Genomic DNA, 1,314 nt, shown 5'->3' with positions numbered 1-1,314 from the left:
ACCTGCACGCCCGCCTTGCGCAAGCCGACAAACGCCCCACAGCGTGCTGCGGCGCCGTGCGGGCGGCGAGTCCGTCGAGCAGATCCAGCCCGACCTGTTCATTATCCCGGCAAGCGAAAGGGGCACGCCCCCTCCGCCGCCAGCATCTACTCGGCATCGAGGTCGCCGCCGCGGTGGTGGTCCTGGTGCGGCTGGTCGCGGAGATCAAGGGCTGTGAGCCGGACGAAGCCAAGGAACGCGGGGCGCTGAAGTTCATCGCGATCAGGTTCTTCGCGCTTGGCCCGTACGTCCGCGACCTGTTCGGCGGGGGTCGGCATCGTCCTGGTCTGTTCGTCGCGGACGCCGCGGAGACCAAGCTGTGCGCCTGGCTCTCGGTTTCCACCTTCGTCGGCCTGCTCGCGTTCACCGCGTCAGCTAGACCTGGGTCGACCCGGTCGCCGGCTTCGTGATTGCCGTCTTCGCGATCATGGAGGGCAAGGAAGCCTAGGAAGGCGAGCTCGTGTGCTGCTCGTCACCCTGTCCTGGTGCGAGGAGCGGCCCAGGCGCGGGGCGGAACAGAACAGCGCAGCAGTAGCAGGGCCCCTGCTGCGGCGCCGACACCGTCCGAGAGCTGCTGTCGCAGGACGCGGTTCTCCACCATCGACTGGTGCAGCGCGCCGACCAGCGCCTCGATGTCGGCCTTGAGCTGAGCAATCTCTCCGGCGTCCCGCAGCCCGCAGCTCCTTGAGGCGGCCGATCGGCCGACACAGCCTTTGTTCGGTGTCCGGCACATTCCCCGCGGGCGCGGACCTCGTTGTAGAAGGCGTTTTCGAGGTCGGTAGGGCGCTGAGTGAGCGCATAGCGGGGAACCTGGGCCTCGGTGGCGAGGGCGACGATCGTCAGCGCGCCGTTGGAGCGCTCGGGCCTGCCGCCCAAGGCGCGGTCCCTCGCGGCGCGGATGCGTCCGCGCTCATCAAGGGCAGGGCTCATGCGATCGGCTTCTGGTCATGGATGGGCCGGACGACCACAGTCTGGGCCAGTCCCGAGGGCGTTCGTCCACCAGCTCATCTTCGACGGACACACCCGGAGGTGTGCGTCAAACCCAACGCTTTGGGCGTTGGCCTCAGTCCGGGCGAGGGAACATGCGTTCGACGGCGGTCATCAGTGCGGCGCGGCGGGCGGTGATGGAGGGATCCACGGCCTGGTCTGCGGCAGCGGCGGCGATTTCGGGCTGACCTGGTCATGGCGATCTGGTTGATCAGGGCGAGGATGTCGACCGGGCCCCAGGCCGGGTCGAGCAGCCCGGTGCGCTGAGCGTCGCGGAGTTTGTCGCCC

The 1,314-nt window shown here is 68.8% G+C and carries 1 protein-coding gene and 1 pseudogene; one reads left to right on the top strand and one right to left on the bottom strand.

What is annotated here, in order from left to right:
- Positions 1–449 (top strand): annotated as a pseudogene (locus ACZ7HQ_RS45560) (hypothetical protein); the annotation flags it as partial.
- 594 nt (positions 450–1,043) lie between these two features.
- Here ACZ7HQ_RS45560 and ACZ7HQ_RS45555 read toward each other — a convergent pair.
- Complete coding sequence (locus ACZ7HQ_RS45555; protein WP_471003556.1) at positions 1,044–1,250, bottom strand: hypothetical protein; 207 nt, start codon at positions 1,248–1,250, stop codon at positions 1,044–1,046.
- Positions 1,251–1,314: the final 64 nt, after the last annotated feature.

It is taken from the genome of Streptomyces sp. NPDC037290 (assembly GCF_055603245.1).
This window is presented reverse-complemented; position numbering and strand designations above follow the sequence as displayed.